The 15,084-nt window shown below is 69.7% G+C and carries 20 protein-coding genes; 11 read left to right on the top strand and 9 right to left on the bottom strand.

Going from position 1 to position 15,084, the window contains the following annotated elements; translation table 11 throughout:
- Nucleotides 1-20 precede the first annotated feature (20 nt).
- From ACIBO2_RS37265 to ACIBO2_RS37250, 4 genes are all read left to right on the top strand, one after another.
- Nucleotides 21-173 (top strand): hypothetical protein, encoded by a 153-nt coding sequence (locus tag ACIBO2_RS37265; RefSeq protein WP_358545173.1) that lies wholly within the window; start codon nt 21-23, stop codon nt 171-173.
- 100 nt (nt 174-273) lie between these two features.
- Nucleotides 274-861, top strand: coding sequence for a dihydrofolate reductase family protein (locus tag ACIBO2_RS37260; protein WP_358545171.1), 588 nt, complete (start codon nt 274-276; stop codon nt 859-861).
- The gene (locus ACIBO2_RS37255) at nt 858-1,196 is read left to right on the top strand and encodes a YciI family protein (RefSeq protein WP_358545170.1); all 339 of its coding nucleotides are present in this window, start codon (nt 858-860) and stop codon (nt 1,194-1,196) included. Before ACIBO2_RS37260 ends, ACIBO2_RS37255 begins: the two co-directional genes overlap by 4 nt.
- A 161-nt stretch (nt 1,197-1,357) precedes the next feature.
- Nucleotides 1,358-2,590, top strand: coding sequence for an RNA polymerase sigma factor (locus ACIBO2_RS37250; protein ID WP_397303257.1), 1,233 nt, complete (start codon nt 1,358-1,360; stop codon nt 2,588-2,590).
- Between the two features lie 81 nt (nt 2,591-2,671).
- Here ACIBO2_RS37250 and ACIBO2_RS37245 read toward each other — a convergent pair whose 3' ends face one another.
- From ACIBO2_RS37245 to ACIBO2_RS37220, 6 genes are all read right to left on the bottom strand, one after another.
- Nucleotides 2,672-3,166 (bottom strand): cupin domain-containing protein, encoded by a 495-nt coding sequence (locus ACIBO2_RS37245; protein WP_358545166.1) that lies wholly within the window; start codon nt 3,164-3,166, stop codon nt 2,672-2,674.
- A gap of 75 nt (nt 3,167-3,241) precedes the next feature.
- Entirely contained in the window at nt 3,242-4,774 is a 1,533-nt protein-coding gene (locus tag ACIBO2_RS37240) for an MFS transporter (RefSeq protein ID WP_397303076.1), read from the bottom strand.
- Nucleotides 4,771-5,247, bottom strand: coding sequence for an alpha/beta fold hydrolase (locus ACIBO2_RS37235; RefSeq protein WP_358545163.1), 477 nt, complete (start codon nt 5,245-5,247; stop codon nt 4,771-4,773). The genes ACIBO2_RS37240 and ACIBO2_RS37235 overlap by 4 nt, the downstream gene beginning before the upstream one ends.
- Nucleotides 5,248-5,314: 67 nt before the next feature.
- Nucleotides 5,315-5,785 (bottom strand): carboxymuconolactone decarboxylase family protein, encoded by a 471-nt coding sequence (locus ACIBO2_RS37230; protein WP_358174934.1) that lies wholly within the window; start codon nt 5,783-5,785, stop codon nt 5,315-5,317.
- 198 nt (nt 5,786-5,983) lie between these two features.
- Nucleotides 5,984-6,436: a hypothetical protein gene (locus ACIBO2_RS37225; RefSeq protein WP_358545162.1), complete on the bottom strand. Its 453-nt coding sequence runs from the start codon at nt 6,434-6,436 to the stop codon at nt 5,984-5,986.
- A 53-nt stretch (nt 6,437-6,489) separates the two neighbouring features.
- On the bottom strand, nt 6,490-7,458 hold the full coding sequence (locus ACIBO2_RS37220) for an NmrA/HSCARG family protein (RefSeq protein ID WP_358545161.1): 969 nt from the start codon (nt 7,456-7,458) through the stop codon (nt 6,490-6,492).
- A 94-nt stretch (nt 7,459-7,552) separates the two neighbouring features.
- Here ACIBO2_RS37220 and ACIBO2_RS37215 point away from each other — a divergent pair, with 94 nt between their 5' ends.
- On the top strand, nt 7,553-8,026 hold the full coding sequence (locus ACIBO2_RS37215; protein ID WP_358545159.1) for a MarR family transcriptional regulator: 474 nt from the start codon (nt 7,553-7,555) through the stop codon (nt 8,024-8,026).
- 193 nt (nt 8,027-8,219) lie between these two features.
- Here the strand turns inward: ACIBO2_RS37215 and ACIBO2_RS37210 are convergent, their stop codons facing one another.
- Entirely contained in the window at nt 8,220-8,573 is a 354-nt protein-coding gene (locus ACIBO2_RS37210) for an antibiotic biosynthesis monooxygenase family protein (protein WP_397303070.1), read from the bottom strand.
- A gap of 289 nt (nt 8,574-8,862) precedes the next feature.
- Between ACIBO2_RS37210 and ACIBO2_RS37205 the strand changes: the two genes are divergently transcribed.
- The gene (locus ACIBO2_RS37205) at nt 8,863-9,072 is read left to right on the top strand and encodes a hypothetical protein (RefSeq protein ID WP_358545157.1); all 210 of its coding nucleotides are present in this window, start codon (nt 8,863-8,865) and stop codon (nt 9,070-9,072) included.
- A gap of 38 nt (nt 9,073-9,110) precedes the next feature.
- Here ACIBO2_RS37205 and ACIBO2_RS37200 read toward each other — a convergent pair whose 3' ends face one another.
- Nucleotides 9,111-9,848, bottom strand: coding sequence for an SDR family NAD(P)-dependent oxidoreductase (locus ACIBO2_RS37200; protein WP_358545155.1), 738 nt, complete (start codon nt 9,846-9,848; stop codon nt 9,111-9,113).
- A gap of 32 nt (nt 9,849-9,880) precedes the next feature.
- Entirely contained in the window at nt 9,881-10,780 is a 900-nt protein-coding gene (locus ACIBO2_RS37195) for a hypothetical protein (RefSeq protein WP_358545153.1), read from the bottom strand.
- Between the two features lie 115 nt (nt 10,781-10,895).
- Between ACIBO2_RS37195 and ACIBO2_RS37190 the strand changes: the two genes are divergently transcribed.
- From ACIBO2_RS37190 to ACIBO2_RS37170, 5 genes are read left to right on the top strand one after another with little or no spacing between them, the layout of a single operon-like run.
- Entirely contained in the window at nt 10,896-11,534 is a 639-nt protein-coding gene (locus ACIBO2_RS37190) for a hypothetical protein (RefSeq protein WP_397303066.1), read from the top strand.
- On the top strand, nt 11,468-11,698 hold the full coding sequence (locus ACIBO2_RS37185; protein WP_397303063.1) for a hypothetical protein: 231 nt from the start codon (nt 11,468-11,470) through the stop codon (nt 11,696-11,698). The genes ACIBO2_RS37190 and ACIBO2_RS37185 overlap by 67 nt, the downstream gene beginning before the upstream one ends.
- Nucleotides 11,691-13,337 carry a ferritin-like domain-containing protein gene (locus ACIBO2_RS37180; protein ID WP_397303060.1) on the top strand — a complete coding sequence of 549 codons (1,647 nt, stop codon included), beginning with the start codon at nt 11,691-11,693 and terminating at the stop codon, nt 13,335-13,337. The genes ACIBO2_RS37185 and ACIBO2_RS37180 overlap by 8 nt, the downstream gene beginning before the upstream one ends.
- Nucleotides 13,338-13,357: 20 nt before the next feature.
- Complete coding sequence (locus tag ACIBO2_RS37175; RefSeq protein WP_357940500.1) at nt 13,358-14,074, top strand: alpha/beta hydrolase; 717 nt, start codon at nt 13,358-13,360, stop codon at nt 14,072-14,074.
- Nucleotides 14,075-14,116: 42 nt separating this feature from the next.
- Entirely contained in the window at nt 14,117-15,031 is a 915-nt protein-coding gene (locus ACIBO2_RS37170) for an RNA polymerase sigma-70 factor (protein WP_358545147.1), read from the top strand.
- Nucleotides 15,032-15,084: the final 53 nt, after the last annotated feature.

Below are 15,084 nucleotides of genomic sequence, written 5' to 3'. Positions count from 1 at the left end.
CCCTAAATACACAAGAGCCATTGTGCAACATTTCTTGTGCTTTAGACGGCACCGACCGGCGTCTGCCAGGGCTCATCAAGGGTGTCCCGTTCATCGAGGTGGAGGGCGGCCCGCACAACATCGGCCGGACCTTCCCCGAAGAGGTCGACCGCGCCCTGCTCGACTTCATCTGAGAAATTTCGCGCTCCCCTGTCGATCCGGGCCATCGCGATTCGTGTGAAGGGTGAGACGCCGGCACGAGAACGACGCCAAATCCGACAGGAGAAGCTCGCCATGAAGATTGTCGTGACCAGCAGCGTGACGCTCGACGGGGTGGCGCAGGCGCCGGGCCGCCCGGACGAGGACCCGCGCGGCGGCTTCAGCCACGGCGGCTGGGCCCTGCCCTACAGCGACCACATCATGGGCGCGGTCATGGGGCGGCGGATGGCCGAGGAGGGCAGCCTGCTGCTGGGCCGCCGCACGTACGAGGACTTGTTCGGCTACTGGCCCGAACAGAACGACGGCAACCCGTTCACCGAGGTGCTCAACCGGACACACAAGTACGTGGCATCGCGGACGCCGTCCCAGCCGTTGCCGTGGGCCAACTCGACCCTGCTGGACGGCGACGCGGTCGAGGCCGTGGCCGGGCTGCGGGCGCAGCCAGGCCCGACCCTGGGCGTCATCGGCAGCCTGGACCTGGTCAGACAGCTAGCTCGCCGTGATCTGATCGACGAGTACGTCCTGCTGACGCATCCGCTGGTGCTGGGCACCGGCAGCCGGCTGTTCGCCGACGACGGCGCCTCCCGCCCGCTGCGGCTGACGGACAGCGTAACGACCACCACCGGCGTAGTGATCGCCACCTACCAGAGGGAGACCCGATGACCGAGTACCTGCTCAGTGTGTACCAGCCGGACGGGCCACCACCGGCCCCGCCGATCCTCGCCAAGATCATGGACGACCTCGAAGCACTGAACCAGGAGCTGCGGGCCGCCGGTGCGTGGGTCTTCAGCGTGGGTCTATACCCACCGACCACGGCCACGGTGCTCCGCGCCCAGAACGGCGACGTACTGATGACCGACGGCCCTTTCACCGAGGGCAAGGAACACGTCGGCGGCTTCACCGTTGTCGAGGCCCCGGACCTGGACGCGGCCCTCATCTGGGCCGGCAAGATGGCCCAGGCCACCACCCTGCCCATAGAGGTCCGCCCAATCCGATGACCCCGGACCCGATCACGCCCGACCCAGCACCGCCCGATCCGGTGACGCCGAGTCAGACGCCACCCGACCCGTTGATGCCCGACCGGACCCTGCCCGACCCGACCACGCCTGACCCGACCAGGCGGGACCCGATGGCAGCCGACCCGATGCCACCCGATCCGATGGAGCCGCATCCGATGGCGCCGGATATCGAGGGTGTGTTCCGGGAGGAGTACGGGCGGGCCGTGGCGGTCCTGGTGCGTGTCTTCGGCGACATCGATCTCGCCGAGGAGGCGGTCCAGGAGGCCTTCGCCGAGGCGGTCAAGCGGTGGCCGTCCACCGGTCTGCCGCCCAGCCCCGACGGTTGGATCATCACCACCGCCCGCAACCGGGCCATCGACCGGGTGCGCCGCGAGGCGAGCCGCGACCGGCGGTACGCCGAGGCCGCCAGGCTGCGCGTCCCCGATGAACCGGCCGAGGAGGGTCCCGTGCGTGACGACCGGCTGCGTCTGATCTTCACCTGCTGCCATCCCGCGCTGGCCACCACCGCCCAGGTCGCCCTCACCCTGCGACTGCTGGGCGGCCTGTCCACCGCGGAGATCGCCCGCGCCTTCCTGGTCCCCGAGCCGACCATGGCCCAGCGCCTGGTCCGAGCCAAAGGCAAGATCCGCGACGCCCGCATCCCCTATCGCGTACCCGCCGACGCCGACCTCCCGGCCCGGCTGCGATCCGTGCTGGCCGTGGTGTATCTGATCTTCAACGAGGGCTACACCGCGAGCTCCGGCGATCGGCTGACCCGCGAGGACCTCGCCGCCGAGGCGATCCGGCTGGGCCGCCTGCTGGCCGCGCTGATGCCCGACGAGCCCGAGGTCCTCGGATTGCTCGCGCTGATGCTGCTGATCGAGTCGCGGCGAGCCACCCGCACCACCCCGGACGGCGACCTGGTGCTCCTGGCCGACCAGGACCGGGCCCGCTGGGAGCACTCCCTGATCGCGGAAGGCCAGGCCATCGTCCGAGCCTGCCTGCGACGCGGCCGACCCGGGCCTTACCAGATCCAGGCCGCGATCAACGCGGTGCACAGTGACGCGCCGTCGGCGGCGGCCACCGATTGGGGGCAGATCCTCCAGTTGTACGACCAGCTCGCCGCCGTGGCCCCGAGCCCGGTGGTCGCGTTGAACCGGGCGGTGGCGGTGGCCGAGGTCAACGGGCCGTCAGCGGCACTCGCCCTGGTCGACGACCTCGACCTGGACGGCTTCTACCTCTATCACGCGATCCGCGCTGACCTGCTCCGCCGCCTGGGCCGTGGGGCGGAGGCGGCACAGGCGTATGAGGCGGCGATCGCCCGCAGCGGCAACGCGGCCGAACGCGCCTTCCTGCACCGTGCGGCTCTGGCGGTGAATCCGGCCTCAGACTGAACCGAGCGCCTTCTACCACTGATCGCGCCTGGTACGGGGATTCCTCATCTCCAGCGGCGCGGCGCTGGGCGCCAACCGCTCCTACTCCACAAAGTACGAGTCGTGCTTGTCGAAGAATGTGGCACGCTCCTCCTCCGAAGAGTGTGCCAGGTGCGACACCTGCTCGAAGTACTCCTCGCGCGGGGCTCCCGGGGTGAACAGCAGCAGCATGTCGGCCGGAGCGTCGGAGTCGTTCCGGAAGGCGTGTAGCCCGCCCTGGGGCACGTGCAGGAAGTCTCCCTTGCGGGCGTCGACCCACAGCACACCGTCGAACACGCGCACCATGCCGTCCAGGATGTAGAACGATTCCGAGATCCGCTTGTGGAAGTGCGTCTTAGGGCCGCCCGCCCTGGGCCGCATCTCCACCCGGTACAGCCCGAACTCACCCCGGGTGGTGCCGGTGGTCGCCAAATAGTGGAGGGCGTCCTTGCCGGTACCGCTCTCACCGATGTCCGGTGGTGCGGTGGCCGGACGGAAGACGGCGCTGACCTCACCGTCCTCACCCCAGTACTTCTGCTCCGGGTACGGGTACGACATGTCTTGATCCTTTCGTGTACGGCAGGACCGGCGGGCATCCACCGGTGTGGACGGCCGGGAGTCCCCCGCCGGGTCTCAATCGATGGTTTGGTGATGGGCGAAGCGGGACACCAGCGGCGGTTCCATCAGCCAGCTGTGGGTCCGACCGTGCGGCCGGTGCGAGGCCGCGGCGGTCCGCTGCAGCATGCCGAAGGCGATCGACGCACCGATGGCCACCAGGCCCGCGCACAGCGGCATGGCCCGGCTGAACGACGTATCGAAGGCTGCGTCCGAACGGTAGGCGTCCGGTCCCATCCCGACCAGTAGCGGCAGTGCCGCCACAGCCACTAGCCCGGCCGCCCGGGCCGCAGCGTTGTTGATGCCGCTGGCCAGCCCGGCGTTCGAGGCGCTCACCGAGGACAGCAGGGTCACGGTCAGCGGAGCGACCATGACCACCATGCCGGCTCCCATCACCAGCAGGGCGGGGAGGACGTCGGTCAGGTAGGACGCGCCCGGCCCGACCCGCAGCATCATCAGCATGCCCGCCCCGCACACCAGCGGGCCGATGGTGAGCGGGATCCGCGGCCCCAGACGCTGGGCGAGCACCCCGGAGCCGGAGGAGAACAGCAGCATCAGCAAGGTGTTGGGCAGCATCGCCGCACCGGCTGCCAGCGCCGAGTAGCCGACGACGATCTGCAGTTGCAGAGCGGTCAGGAAAAAGAACCCGCCCGTGCCCGCGTAGACGCACAGGGTGATCAGGTTGACGGCGGAGAACTGCCGGGACGAGAAGATGGCCGGCGGAATCATCGGGTCGACGCTGCGCCGTTCCACAGCGAGGAAGGTGGCACCCGCCACCACGCCGCCGACGGCCGCGATGACGGCCACCAGACCGCCGTGGCGCGCCTCGGTCAGCGCGTAGGTGGCCAGAGCGAGCGCCAGGGCGCCCAGGACGGCGCCGGGTACGTCGAAACCGAGCCGCCGTCGGACCTCCGCGCCGGCCGCGAAGATGGCGTCCGGGGGCGTGCCCACGGACTCGGGGACATGGCGCAGCGCGACGGGCACACACAGCAGCGCCGGGACGATGCTCAGCAGGAAGGTCCAACGCCAGCCGGGGCCGTCCACCAACCACCCGCCCAAGAACGGCCCGAGGGCCGCGCCGATACCGCCGAAGCCCGACCACAGGCCGATCGCGCGCGGCCGGTCGTCCGGGTGAAAGGATGCCTCGATGATCGCCAGTGAGCCGGGGGTGAGCAGTGCGCCGCCGACGCCCTGCAGGGCCCGGGCAGCGATCAGCGTGGTGGCGTCCGGAGCCAGGCCACACAGCAGGGAGGCCGCCGCGAACCACACGATGCCCACGACGAAGATGCGCCGCCGCCCGAAACGGTCGCCCAGGGACCCGCCCAGCAGGATGAGGCCCGCCAGGGTCAGCATGTAGGCGTTCACCGTCCACTGGAGGACGGCGAGGTCAGCTCCGAAGTCGTCGCCGATATGCGGCAGCGCAACGTTGGTGACGGTCGATCCGAGCAGTACGACACTGGACCCCAGCACGGTGGCCAGCAGGGTCCACCGGCCACGGGCACTGCTGACGCGGAGGGAGGCGGCGCCGTCTGTGGCGGGGGAGTGAGTCATGGTGTGTCCTGGCGTCGTCCGACGAAGCGCTCGCGGCCGGCGTTCTCCCGCCGCAGTTCGCGCACGTCACGAACGGCCGTAGCGAATGCCGCGGGACGCTCCTGCGGAAGGTTGTGGCCGGCCCCCGCCACTGTGCGGTGGAGCCGGAGGCCGGTGAAGTGATGGGCGGTCGGAGAACCGTCCGTGACCGGAAAGTTGCCGTCGGCCACGCCCAGGACGGCCTGCTGACCCGAGCGCGGAGTCGAATCGGAAAGAAACCTCGTGGGCCCGTGGCCCCGCAGATAGGGGACGACGACCCGGAACCCGCTCTCCGCGAGCAGCGGGGCCACGGCCACGTAGCTGTGGATGTCGTAGGGAAAACCGTGCAGGAGCAGCACGGTGTCGTTCGCCGCAGAGCCCGTCTCGTAGTAGGCAACTTCGAGTACGTCGGTGCGGACCCGGCGGAGCGGCGCAAGTGTGTGGTGTTCGGACATGCGAGCCTCTGGTTTCTGTTGCCCGTGGGACGGACGGTATGTGTCCGGGCGGGTCGGAGCGGCCGACTCAGCCGAACATGCCCGGTGTGTAGTCGCCGGCGGGCTGCCGGTTGATGACGTTGATACGGTTGTAGGCGTTGATGACGGCGATCAGCGAGATGAGAGCGGCGAGCTGGTCATCGTCGTAGTGCTTCGCGGCGTTCGCCCATGCCTTGTCCGACACGCCGCCCGCGCCGTCCGCGATGCGCGTGCCCTGCTCGGTCAGCTCCAGCGCCGCGCGCTCCGCGTCAGTGAAGATCGTGGCCTCGCGCCACACGGCCACCAGGTTCAGACGCTGCTGTTCCTCACCCGCGGCGAGGGCGTCCTTAGTGTGCATGTCGGTGCAGAAACCGCAGCCGTTGATCTGGCTGGCACGGATCTTCACCAGCTCCTGAGTAGCGACTGGGAGGGCCGTCCGCACCGCCGCGCCGGTCGAGCTGAGGTGTTTCATGACCTTGCCGGCGAGGGCGTTGCCGAAGTAGTCGATACGCGCTTCCATGACGGATCTCCCTGGGTACGGAATAGTTGCCACCTAATGACCGGGAGCCTCCCGAATCTGTGACAACCCGCGCGTACGCCGGCACGGAACACGTGTGAAGACAACCTGTGTTTGTGGCCCCGACCTCGAGAACCACCGACGTGTGCAGTTGCCGGCATCGAATGCGTGGGCGAAGGCCGTCGGCCCGGCGTCACTCCGTCAGGGCTGGTGCGGGATGGTTTCCTCCTGGAAGTCGCACCCCGGGTTCGGCGCGTCCACCGAGAGCGGCGCGCCGTGCGGGATCACGTACAGCACTTCCATGACGACGGGCTTGTCGCCCCGGTGCTGGCCGCTGTGCTCGATGATGGTCTGCCCAGCCTGGTACACGCCGTCGGACTCGCAGGTGAAGTCGAAGTGGCTGAGCGTTCCCATGCGGATGACGCCGTCGTGGTAGTGCCAGCCGGTGCTGCCGCCCGGCTCGACCGTGATCTCGCGCAGGATGTAGTCCTGGTCACCCCCTGTCCTCTGGAAGCGGACCGTGGCGTTGACGCCGCTGCTCGGGGTGGCGTTCGCCGTGCCGGGAAGCAGGGCGATGAGGCGTGGCCGCCGTGGGCTTGGGGGGCGGCCGCCGGTTCGTCCCTGCAGACAGGGCAGCTCCCGATCTTGTGACACGGCTCCGCGACGTTACCCGGGGGCGACCACGCGCGGGGAGGGACGGGTGCCGGTCAGCGCGGGATGGTGTCGCGGTGGGCGGCCAGCCACGTGTCGAACGACTGCAGCCTCGGGTTGAGCTTGCGCAGCAGCTCGAAGTCGATGAGCTCGGCGATGTCCGGGGCGGCCGCGATCAGGTACTGGAGCATGTTGCCGACCTCGCCCGCGCCCGGGAACCCCGCGGCCCGGATCATGTCGGGGCTGACCGCCTGGTAGGTGACGGGCTCGCCGAGCGCCAGGCTCAGCGCGGCGGCGTACTGCTCGCCGGTGAGCACGGACCCGGCGACGCTCACCCGCCTGCCGGCCATCCCGATCCCGTGGCGGAAGATCCCCAGCGCGGTCCTGCCGACGTCCTCCGCAGCTTGCGCGGCCACCCGCGCCTCGTCGAACCCGAGCGGCAGCACCAGCGCGCCCGTCTCGTCACGCCGGGGCGCGAACATGTCCCGGAACGCCTCGTAGTAGACGTTCGCCTGCAGGAAGGTGGTGGGCACGCCCGACTCCAGGAAGAACCGGTCGGCTTCGGCCTTGCCGTCGGCGTGTGGCACCTTGTACGAGCCCTCGAAGCTCGGCGTCCCGTCGCCCGGCCGGAAGTAGCCGCGGGTGTCGGACAGCGTGGACCAGACGAAATGCCGTACGCCGGTCTCCTGCCCCGCCCGCGCCGCGTTGCCGGCCTGCTCCCGCTCCTTGATGGTCGCGGGCCGCGCCCGCTCCTCCTCGGGCATGCGAGGCTCCCAGAAGTTGGTCACCACGAAGGCGCCGTGGGCGCCGTCGAACGCCTTGCGCAGGCTGCCCGCGTCGTCGAGATCGGCCCCGACGACCTCGGCCCCGAGCGCGGCCAGCTCCCTGGCCCGCGCCGAACCCGGGTCCCGGGTCAGGGCTCGCGCGGCGAACCGCCCACTGCGGTCGTCGAGGATCGCGCGGACCAGCCCGCCCCCTTGCGCTCCGGTCGCGCCCACCACGGCGATGATCTGCTGCTCGCTCACAGAGACAAACCCCTCACGTGTTCAGGTTGATGTATCAACCGGATCACCATACAGCCCCAGGTTGATACGTCAAGCAACGGGTAGAGTGGGGGTCATGGGATGGGAACAGGAGCTCGGCGAGGCCGACCGGATGTGGCGCACGTACATCGAAATGGCCAAGCACCTCAACTCGCACCTGCAGCAGCACCTGCAGCGCGAGTGCGACCTGTCCGCGGCCGACTTCGAGGTCCTGGTCCGGCTCACGGAGTCGGAGCGGCGGGAGATGCCCGTCGCGGCGGTGGCCGCCGCGACCCAGTGGGAGAAGAGCCGCCTGTCCCACCAGCTCACCCGGATGGCGCAACGCGGGCTGGTCGAGCGAGTGGACTCCAACGACCGCCGCTACCCCGACGTGCGGCTCACCGACAAGGGCTACACGGCGATCAACAAGGCAGTCCCCGAGCACACCGAGATGGTTCACGCCCTGGTCGTCGACGTGCTGGGGCCCGAACGGCTGGCCGGCTTCGCGCAGGCCTGCGCCGACGTGCTCCGCGCACTCGACGAGCACCGGGAGCGGGACTGCTCGTTGTGATCACGAAGTAGCCGTCGGCGTTGGGCACGGGCCCGCCCGACGCGGAAGGGACCGGCGCGTAGTCCGGAAGGCCGGGCGAGTCGGTCGCGGCAGCGGTGCCCGAGAACCGCCGAGCAGCGAGGCGGCGGTGGGAACTGCGGCGGCGACCGACGTGCGCCTCAAGAACGTGCGGCGGTTGGTTGTGCTCGTCTCTTCAGGAGGGGTGAAGTTCGACAACGACGCGATAGCTGGCAGGTTCTGAGGTGATGTGAAGGCCCGGATCGTCGAACATGCGCTGCAGCGAGGCATGCCACTCGGGATTGCCGGTGGCTTTGTCGAGCGCGGTGCCCGAGGTCCACTCGGCGATGTGGACGAACCGCGCCTCAGGGGCGTCGGCGAGTGGCCTGTGCAGGCGGGAGCGGAGGAAGCCGGGCTGGGTCGACATGATCCGGGCGTTCTCCTGGTACACCTCGACGAAATAGTCGGCTTCGTCCGCCGGCACGGTGTAGCTCTTGATCACAGTTACTGGCCCGTCAACGCCGGTCTTCGATTCCAGGGATTGACTCATACCCATGGAGACCGGCGACGCCTCGAATTTGTGACACCAGCCAGCTGTTGACCTCGATGCCTCAGCCATCAAGCCGACTCGGGTGAGGGCCTCCGCTTGGCGGTGGTTTTCGCCTGACCATCCGTTTTGTGTTTCCGTACGGCGTGTCGTGGACGCCCGAGGCGCTTGGGTGGGCGTCGGCTTCCATGGGCCCAGGGCGGTGTGGTCACTCCTTCGGTGCTCGGCGGGGTGTCTTTGCGCTGGTCAGCCGGGTGCTGGGAGCGCCTCGCGGGGGACGACGGGAGCGGCCATGGACCGTCCCTGCGTGCGCGGGGGGCACGGGCACGTACTGCGTGCCAATGAGGCCGGTCGAGGGACCATCCCCGCGGCTGAGGTTGAAGCCATCCGCGCCTCCGCCGCCCAGCAGCGCATGCGTACAGCCCTGGCCGAGTGGGAGGAGGCGGACGCCATCGCCTGGGAAGCACTCGCTCGCGCGGACGACGGCGACCGCCCGCGCTGAGCAATCCGAGCAGACCGCCGAGGGCCGGTGTCACTCCCCTATTGGATCTGGTCGGTCGGGCGGATGAGGATCTCGTTGACCGCGACGTGCTCCGGCTGGGTGACCGCGTACACGACGGCGTTGGCGATGTCCTCGGGCTGCAGGGTGCGCATGGAGGCGGCCATGTTCTGTGCGGCGGCCCGCATCGTGGGGTCCGTGTTGTGGCCGGTCAGCTCGGTGGCGACGAAGCCGGGCTCGATGGCCACGACACGCACACCCCGGGTGGTGACCTCCTGCCGCAGCGACTCGGAGAAGGCGGTGATGCCGAACTTCGTCGCGGCATACACACCGGCGTAGGCCGACGCGATCCGGCCCGAGGTCGAGGAGACCTGCACGATCGTGCCCCTGCGCTCCAACAGGTGGGGCAGACTCGCATGGACCATGTACATCGAGCCGAGCAGGTTGGTCTCGACCATGCGGGTCCATTGCGTGATGTCCGCACCCACGATCGGGCCGTTGAGCATCACCCCGGCGTTGTTCACCAGGACGTCCAGGGCGCCGAAGCGCTCGACGGTCGCCGCGACCGCGGCCCGCACCGACTCTTGGTCGGTCACGTCCAGTTCGAGGGCCAGCACCTCACCGGGCGCCTTGCGCGCCAGCGACTCCAACCGGTCGGCACGCCGGGCCCCGACCGCGACACGTGCCCCTTCCGCTGAGAGGGCCAGCGCAGTGGCCTCGCCGATGCCCGACGACGCTCCAGTGACGAGGATGACCAGTCCATTCAACGTGTTGCTCATGGCTTCCTTTCCGGAGGGGTTCACAGGTTTCGTCATGCCGCAATAGCTCGGCCGTGCTCAGGACGGGCGAGGAGCGCGGCGGTACTTGCATTGAGCGAGCTCTTCGTCGTCCACCAGGACGAGCACCGGCTTGCCGGGGCCACACAGCATGGTGGCCGTGAAACGGACCGGGAGTCCTCGCGGTTGTCGCCGTCTTGATAACGGCTCACGTCACTACCAGGAGTGCGGGTGCGGCGGCGCCGATCTTCATCGGGATCCCTTTCATCCGCCGGGCCACCTGATTGCCCCCGGTCGCCAGCTAAGACCGGACAGCCTCCAGGCTTGTGACAGCTGCCCTTCCGGCACCGCAGCGCGACGCCCTCGAGACGGTCTTCGGGATACGAGGGGGAACGCCGCCCGAACGCTTCCTGGCCGTACTGAGCCTGCTGTCTGACGCCTCGGAGAAGGGTCCCCTGCTCTGCGTGGTCGACGACGCGCAGTGGATGGACCGGGCCTCGGCGCAGGTCCTCGCCTTCGTCGCCCGGCGGCTCCTCGCGGAGTCTGTCGCCCTCGTCTTCGGCTCTCGCAAGCGGTCCCAGGACCTGCTCGGACTGCCGGAGCTCGAGGTCACAGGCCTGACAGCGGAAGACGCGCACGCCCTGCTGACCTCGGTGACGCACGTCCAGATCGATCAGTACGTCCGCGACCGGTTCGCGGCCGAGACCAGGGGAAACCCGCTGGCCCTGCTGGAGCTGCCGCGTGATCTGGCGGGCGGGTTCGGCCTCCTGGACGCCGAGACGCTGCCTGGCCGGATCGAGCAGAGCTTCCTGGACAGGATCGACGGCCTGCCCGCGCAGACCCGGCTGCTCCTGCTGGTCGTCGCGGCCGAGCCGGTCGGCGACCCCTCGCCGGGAGAGCATCCCGCCGATTCCCGCCGAGATCGCGGCGCTCATGCGCGAGGTCTCGACCGTGGGAAAGCTCGTCGAGTAGCCGGATCTTGTCACAAGTGCCGGGGCTGTCCTGTCTTAGCTGGCAATCAGGCCACATCACTGAACGGGGGAAGTTGTTGTGACCGCGTTGGCGATGGTCGCCGAGTTCGACGATGTCGCGGGCTGGACCGCCGACGCCGTCGAGCTGCTCGGGAAGCGGCATGCCGTACCGGCTGCCTGCCGTGCCAGCGCGAGCCCCGCGGCGCTGGCATGGCTGGCCGAGGCGTGCGAGCTGGCGCCCGGGATGCGGCTGCTCGATGTGGGCGCGGGAGTCGGCGGGCCGGCGGCCTGGGCGGCCGAGCGGTTCGGGGTCCGGCCAATCCTGATCGAGCCGATGCCGGCCGCCCCGCAGGTTCTCCAGGCCCCCGACGGCAACCACTTTCCCACCTGCCGGGAGCTCGGCGCGCTGCTCGAAGGCGCCGGGTTCGAGGTTTTCGAGCAGCTCGACCAGCCCGTCCGGGCGCCTCTGTCGTGGTCGCGGCGCGCCGACCACGTCGCCGCGGTAGTCGCCCGCCGCCACCGGGCTGATCCCGCCTACGCGCTCGCTGCCCGCCAGGGCGAGCGCTTCGCCCGCCTGTTCGCCACCGGCCAGATCGCCGTCCGGCTGATCCACGCGGTCAGCAGGCCGGCCGTACAACCCATGGAGGAGACATGTGCACCCCGAACGGTGAGAACGAGGTCCTGTACGAGCTCCACGTCGAGATCGAGGAGGAGCTGATCATCGCCGAGGCCAGCCACCCGAAGGAGGAGATGGAGCGGCCGGTCACCGAGTGGCTGTACGACCCGGCGGACGTCGAGCGCGAGGAGATCGCTCTGCGGGTGCTGCGCGACGCGGTCGTGGTGCTGGAGGACGGCTCGCGGCCGGGTGGCGACGTTGCCTGAGCCACGGATCGACACGCTCGACAGCCTCCGCGAGCACCTGCAGTGGGCGATCGAGCTGGAGCACGCGACGCTGCCGCCGTACCTGACCGCGCTGTACTCCCTCGACCCGGAGCGCAACCCGGCGGCCGTCGAGGTGCTGAGCAGCGTCTTCGTGGAGGAGATGCTGCACCTGGCGCTGGCGGCGAACCTGCTCAACGCCGTCGGCGGCGCCCCGCGGCTCGACACGCCCGAGATGCTGCCGCCTCACCCCCGCAAGCTGCCCCACGGCGACCTCGAGCTGTCGCTGGTGCCGTTCGGCCCGGAAGCGCTGGAGATGTTCCTGCGCCTGGAACAGCCCGCACCGCCCGGAGCCCCGCCGGAAGACGATAACTACGAGTCCATCGGGCAGTTCTACGCGGCGATCGAGCAGGGGTTGCGCTACTTGTGCGACACGCTCGGCGAGAAGGAGGTCTTCTCCGGCGACCCGGACCGGCAGGTGAGCGGCGGCCACTTCCGCCATACCGGCGGCAGGCTGGTCGCCGTCACCGACCTCGCCTCCGCGCTGGACGCGCTTGAGGAGATCGTCGAGCAGGGAGAGGGCACCGCCCGCAGCGAGGTCTGGGACGGTGACCAGGACGAGGTCGCCCATTACTACCGCTTCATGGAGCTGAAGCTCGGCCGCCGCTACCGGCGCGGGGACACCCCTGAGTCCGGGCCCACCGGTGAGAAGCTTTCGGTGGATCTCACGGCGGTGTTCCCCATGACGCCCAACCCCGCGGACCGCGCCGCGCAGGAGGAGTTCAACCACACCTACTGCGCGATCCTGCACCTGCTGGAGGTGGCCTTCAACGGCAGCCCGAGGATGCTCGCCGTCGCTACCGGGGAGATGTACGCGCTCAAGGCCCAGGCGCAGGTGCTGATGCGGCGGGGCGGCCTCACCTTCGAGTACGTCCCGCCTGAGCTGCGCCGCTGGAGCGCGGGCGACCATCAGCGGATCGTCGTGCTCCGCAACGGGCCGTACGTCGTGTACGGCCGCGTCCCCCTGCGGCGCAAGCGGAAGATCGTCTCCGCCGAGCAGAAGAACGCGCTCACCTGGAAGACCGGCGAGCCGCTGGAGACCGAGGAGACCTATGCGCTGTGCCGCTGCGGCCATTCGGGCGCTAAGCCGTTCTGCGACGGCACCCACGCCGCGATCGGCTTCGACGGCACCGAGGCCGCGCCGATGCGGCCCTACCAGGAGCTGCAGCACGTGCACGACGGCGTCGGCATCTCCGCGCAGCGGGTGGGCGAGCTGTGCGTCCACGCCGCCTTCTGCATCGGCCGCGCCAGGCCCATCGCCAAGATGCTCGACGACACCGCCGACAGCGACGTGCGCTCCGACGTCATGGGCCGCATCGATCACTGTCCCTCCGGCTCCTACAGCTACGCACTCGAACGCGGCGGAGAGACGATCGAAGCCGACCTCCCGCGCGCCATCTCGGTGCTGGAGGAGGAGGACGGCCTGGCCAGCGCGCTGTGGGTGACCGGCGGCATACCCATTACCCGGTCGGACGGCCGGCCCGTGGAGACCAGGAACCGGATGACGCTGTGCCGTTGCGGCCACTCCGGCAACAAACCGCTGTGCGACGGCACCCACCGCGAGATCGGCTTCCACGAGTGAACAACCAGAAAGGCAATCCCATGAACCAACCCGTCGTCCTCCTCGTCCACGGCGCCTTCGCCGAGTCGGCCAGCTGGAACCGCGTCATCCAGCGCGTGCGCAGCAACCAGCTCACCACGGTCGCCGTGGCCAACCCGCTGCGCAGCGTGGAGGGCGACGCCGCCTACCTGCGCGACGTGATCAACGGCATCGGCGGCCCTGTCGTCCTGGCCGGTCATTCCTACGGCGGCATGGTGATCAGCCAGGCGGCGGCGGGCAATCCGGCCGTGCGCGCCCTGGTCTACGTCGCCGCCTTCGCTCCCGAGCCCGGCGAGAGCGCGCTGCTGCTGTCGAGCAAGTTCGAGGGCAGCACACTCGGCCAGGCGCTGCAGGCCTACCCGGTGGCCTCCGGCGGCAACGAGCTCCGCATCGACCCCGCGAAGTTCCACCGCCAGTTCTGCGCCGACCTCGACACCGAGGAGGCCGCGCTGATGGCCGCGACCCAGCGGCCGGTGACCGAGCGCGCCCTGTCCGACGGGCTCGCCGTCGACGAGGCGCCCTGGCGCACCATCCCGTCCTGGTTCGTCCACGGCGACGAGGACCTCAACATCCCGGCCGCCGCACTGCGCTTCATGGCCGAGCGTGCGGACTCTCGCGGCACCCGCGAGGTCGCCGGCGCCTCCCACGCGCTCGCGGCCTCCCAGCCCGACGCCGTGACAGCGACCATCCTCGACGCTGCCGCCCACGCGCGAGGCTGACGAACCCCTGCCCAGGCCAACGGGCGAATCGATGTGGGGCACATGAACGCGGAATCCCCGGAACAGGCGAACGCTCTCGATCGAGCGGCGTCCGCCTTCGTCGAGCTGCGCCCGCGGCTGTTCGGCATCGCCTACCGGATGCTGGGCAGCGCGGCCGAGGCCGAGGACATCGTCCAGGAGGTGTGGCTGCGCTGGCAGGGCACCGACCGCGAGACAGTCGAGAACCCGCCGGCCTTCCTCGCGCTGGTCACCACCCGGCTGGCCATCAACCTGGCCCGGTCCGCGCGCGTGCGGCGCGAGTCCTACATCGGCCCCTGGCTGCCGGAACCCGTGGACACCAGTCTGGACCCCACTGTCGGCGCCGAACGCGGCGAAGCGCTGGAGCTGGCCTTCCTGCTGCTTATGGAGAGGCTCAATCCCACCGAGCGCGCCGCTTACGTCCTGCGCGAGGCCTTCGACTACCCCTATCCGCAGATAGCGGAGATCCTGCGGCTCACCCCGGTCAATGTCAGGCAGATCGTGAGCCGTGCCCGCAGGCGCCTGACCGCCGTACGCCACAAGCCCATCGACAGGCTCCAGCACCGGCGCATTCTGGAGACGTTCCTCGACGCCGCCCAGACGGGAAATGTCGGCGCCTTGGAGGAGCTCTTCGCCGCCGACGTCGTCAGCTCCTCCGACGGCGACGGCATCAGGGGATCGGCCAAGTTCCCCGTGCTGGGCAATGAGCGGGTGGCCAGGTTCGTGGCCGCGTTCTCACCGCGGTTCTGGCCGGGCACCGCCATCACGTGGGTTGAGATGAACGGGCTGCCAGGCGTGCTCGTCACCCGGGGCGGCAACGGCGTCGCCCTGCTCGCCATCGAGGCCTCCAGGGAGGGGATCCACCACCTGTTGTGGATCCTCAACCCGGCCAAGATCGAGGCCTTCGAGCGGTCTCGTAGCCGCTTTGTCACAACGTAAGGGGCCATCCGGTCTTATCTGCCAACAACGAAGGAGGCGGCAGACCATGACCG

Origin of the sequence: Nonomuraea sp. NPDC050022 (assembly GCF_044460705.1) — a bacterium.
In the GTDB taxonomy this organism is placed as follows: Bacteria; Actinomycetota; Actinomycetes; order Streptosporangiales; family Streptosporangiaceae; genus Nonomuraea.
This window is presented reverse-complemented; position numbering and strand designations above follow the sequence as displayed.

Excerpts from the sequence above, each read along its gene's own strand:
- ACIBO2_RS37215 (WP_358545159.1), top strand. The coding sequence starts at position 7,553 with ATGGGATGGGAACAGGAGCTCGGCGAGGCCGACCGGATGTGGCGCACG.
- ACIBO2_RS37210 (WP_397303070.1), bottom strand. The coding sequence starts at position 8,573 with ATGAGTCAATCCCTGGAATCGAAGACCGGCGTTGACGGGCCAGTAACT.
- ACIBO2_RS37240 (WP_397303076.1), bottom strand. The coding sequence starts at position 4,774 with ATGACTCACTCCCCCGCCACAGACGGCGCCGCCTCCCTCCGCGTCAGC.
- ACIBO2_RS37200 (WP_358545155.1), bottom strand. The coding sequence starts at position 9,848 with ATGAGCAACACGTTGAATGGACTGGTCATCCTCGTCACTGGAGCGTCG.
- ACIBO2_RS37255 (WP_358545170.1), top strand. The coding sequence starts at position 858 with ATGACCGAGTACCTGCTCAGTGTGTACCAGCCGGACGGGCCACCACCG.
- ACIBO2_RS37175 (WP_357940500.1), top strand. The coding sequence starts at position 13,358 with ATGAACCAACCCGTCGTCCTCCTCGTCCACGGCGCCTTCGCCGAGTCG.
- ACIBO2_RS37195 (WP_358545153.1), bottom strand. The coding sequence starts at position 10,780 with ATGAGCGCCGCGATCTCGGCGGGAATCGGCGGGATGCTCTCCCGGCGA.
- ACIBO2_RS37245 (WP_358545166.1), bottom strand. The coding sequence starts at position 3,166 with ATGTCGTACCCGTACCCGGAGCAGAAGTACTGGGGTGAGGACGGTGAG.
- ACIBO2_RS37230 (WP_358174934.1), bottom strand. The coding sequence starts at position 5,785 with ATGGAAGCGCGTATCGACTACTTCGGCAACGCCCTCGCCGGCAAGGTC.
- ACIBO2_RS37185 (WP_397303063.1), top strand. The coding sequence starts at position 11,468 with ATGTGCACCCCGAACGGTGAGAACGAGGTCCTGTACGAGCTCCACGTC.
- ACIBO2_RS37250 (WP_397303257.1), top strand. The coding sequence starts at position 1,358 with ATGGAGCCGCATCCGATGGCGCCGGATATCGAGGGTGTGTTCCGGGAG.
- ACIBO2_RS37235 (WP_358545163.1), bottom strand. The coding sequence starts at position 5,247 with ATGTCCGAACACCACACACTTGCGCCGCTCCGCCGGGTCCGCACCGAC.
- ACIBO2_RS37205 (WP_358545157.1), top strand. The coding sequence starts at position 8,863 with ATGGACCGTCCCTGCGTGCGCGGGGGGCACGGGCACGTACTGCGTGCC.
- ACIBO2_RS37170 (WP_358545147.1), top strand. The coding sequence starts at position 14,117 with ATGAACGCGGAATCCCCGGAACAGGCGAACGCTCTCGATCGAGCGGCG.
- ACIBO2_RS37260 (WP_358545171.1), top strand. The coding sequence starts at position 274 with ATGAAGATTGTCGTGACCAGCAGCGTGACGCTCGACGGGGTGGCGCAG.